Origin of the sequence: Micromonospora sp. NPDC007271 (assembly GCF_040634005.1) — a bacterium.
In the GTDB taxonomy this organism is placed as follows: domain Bacteria; phylum Actinomycetota; class Actinomycetes; order Mycobacteriales; family Micromonosporaceae; genus Micromonospora.
Genome location: NZ_JBEYER010000207.1, coordinates 1 through 2,413 on the forward strand (window position 1 = coordinate 1; position 2,413 = coordinate 2,413).

The following is a 2,413-nucleotide window of genomic DNA, read 5'->3' on the forward strand; positions in this document are numbered from 1 at the left end:
CCATGTGTAACGACCGACCGCCCGCCAACATTCCGGGCCCGCCCCCGCGCTCACCAGCGGGGGGCCTTCCTCGGCCGTTCACGGGTGTTCAACGACCCCCGGCCGCCCGGCATTCCGGCCGAGGACCCGCTGGCTACACCGACAAATCGGACACCGAGGATCAAAGGCCCCGAGGGCCAGGGGTCATGCCCGGATGGTCCGCGCGATGTTGCGCAAACCGCGTCATCCGGCACGCGTCGATGCCGCCACATCCCGCACACCGAGTCGATCAACGATGGCGCGGATGTCAGGCGGGCAGTGGGCCGGGTCACGCTCGCCCAGGTCTGGCGGCGCCCTTCCACTCCTCGAACGCATCATAGATACATGACGCATCCCAGTGCCTCGGCGCGTACCGCCGGGCCGTCCGCCGCCGAGCGGGCGTACCAGCACCTCAAGCGAGCGATCCTGGAGCAGGTCTACCCGGGCGGCCAGCTGATCAGCGAGGGCGAGATCGCCGAGGCGGCCGGGGTCTCCCGTACGCCGGTGCGTGAGGCGCTGCTGCGCCTGGAGGCCGAGGGGCTGGTGGCGCTCTACCCGAAGCGCGGCGCGCTGATCCGGCCCGTGTCCGCCCGGGAGATCACCGATGTCATCGAGGCGCGGCGCCTGGTCGAACTGCACGCCGCCGAACGGGTCTGGCCCCGTCGGGCTGAGATCAAGGCCGACCTGGCCCGCTGGCTGGACGAGATGCGCCGTGCACACGCGGCAGGCGACGTCACCGCTCTGATGGCCGCCGACCGGGCCTTCCACGCCACCATCGTCGAGGCGGCCGGCAATGAGATCCTGGCCGAGCTGTACCACCGGCTGCGTGACCGGCAGCTGCGGATGGGCGAGGCCAGCTTCCGGCTCTCGCCCGGCTGGGCCGAGGTGGTGCTCGCCGAGCACGCCGGCCAGCTCGCCGCGCTCGACGGCGACGACCCGCAGGCCTGGCTCGACGCCGTCGGCGCACACGTCGACAACGCCGCGACCGTGCTGCGGACGCTGCGGTGACCGCTTCCGGCCACCCCGCCGCCCCGCCCCACCCCGCCGCCCCGCGCCGCTCCGCCGCCCGGCGCCAGGCTGCCGCCCGGCGCCGCCCGGCCGCCCTGGTCTTCGCGGTCGCTGTCACCGCGTACGTGGTCGCCGTCTTCCACCGCAGCTCGCTCGGCGTCACCGGGGTGGACGCGGCGGACCGTTTCCACATCAACGCCGCCACGCTGGCCACCTTCACCGTCGCCCAGCTCGCCGTGTACGCGGCCATGCAGGTGCCGGTCGGGGTGCTGCTCGACCGGTTCGGCTCTCGCCGGATGCTGCTCGCCGGCGGTGTGCTGATGGTCGCCGGCCAGCTCTGCTTCGCGCTCGCCACCGACGTCCGCCTCGCCGTCGCCGCCCGCGTGCTGGTCGGACTCGGCGACGCGGCGACCTTCATCAGCGTGCTGCGGATCGTGGCGTTCTGGTTCCCCGGGCGGCGCAACCCGCTGCTCGTGCAGCTCACCGGCACCGTCGGGCAGCTCGGCGCGGTGCTCGGCGCCGTACCCCTGGTGGCGCTGCTGCACCACGTCGGCTGGACGCCCGCGTTCCTCACCGCCGCGGCGCTCGGCGCGACCGTGCTGCTGGTGGTCCTCGTCGCGGTACGCGACACCCCGCACACCGAGCACCTCGCCGCCGTCGCCCCCGATCTGACGGCCGTACGCCGGCAGCTCGCCGAGGCCTGGGCCCAGCCGGGCACCCGGCTCGGCCTGTGGACCCACTTCGTCACCCAGTTCTCCGGCACGGTGTTCGCGCTGCTCTGGGGCTACCCGTTCCTGGTGCAGGGGCAGGGCTTCTCGCCCACGGCGGCGGCGTCCCTGCTCACCCTGATGACCGTGGTGATGCTGGTCTGTGGCCCGGTGATCGCGTACCTCTGCGCCCGGCACCCGTTCCACCGCTCGGTGCTGGTCTTCGCGATCACCCTGAGCACCGCCGCCGTGTGGGCGGTCGTGCTGGCCTGGCCGGGACGCGCCCCGCACTGGCTGCTGGTGGCCCTCGTCGTGGTCCTGGCGGTCAACGGCCCCGGCTCAGTGATCGGCTTCGACTACGCGCGCACGTCCAACCCGGTGCACCGGATCGGCAGCGCCACCGGGATCGTCAACGTCGGCGGCTTCGTCGCCTCGATCCTGGTGGTGCTGGCCGTCGGAGTGGTGCTCGACCTGGCCACCCCGGCCGGCCGGAGCACCCCGCCACTGGCGGCGTTCCGCTGGGCGTTCGCCGTGCAGTACCTGCTCTGGGCGCTCGGCGCGGTCCAGGTGCTCCGCTACCGCAACGCCGCCCGTCGCCGGCACGCGGCCGAGCGCACCGCCGTCGCGCCGCGATCGCCCGCGGATCGCGGGTCAGCGTGGCAGCCAGCAGGGCCAGGGCG

2 protein-coding genes are annotated in these 2,413 nt (G+C 74.0%); both read left to right on the plus strand.

The window, feature by feature from the left end; genetic code table 11:
• The first annotated feature begins 363 nt into the window (after positions 1-363).
• Positions 364-1,026, plus strand: a complete 663-nt coding sequence (locus tag ABZ570_RS33850; protein WP_358072255.1) for a GntR family transcriptional regulator — start codon at positions 364-366, stop codon at positions 1,024-1,026.
• On the plus strand, positions 1,023-2,413 hold a 1,391-nt coding region (locus ABZ570_RS33855; RefSeq protein ID WP_358072257.1), incomplete at its 3' end, for an MFS transporter. The genes ABZ570_RS33850 and ABZ570_RS33855, both read left to right, overlap by 4 nt.

Bases quoted from the DNA above. Each gene is read 5' to 3' on its own strand.
- ABZ570_RS33850 (WP_358072255.1), top strand. From the start codon at position 364: ATGACGCATCCCAGTGCCTCGGCGCGTACCGCCGGGCCGTCCGCCGCC.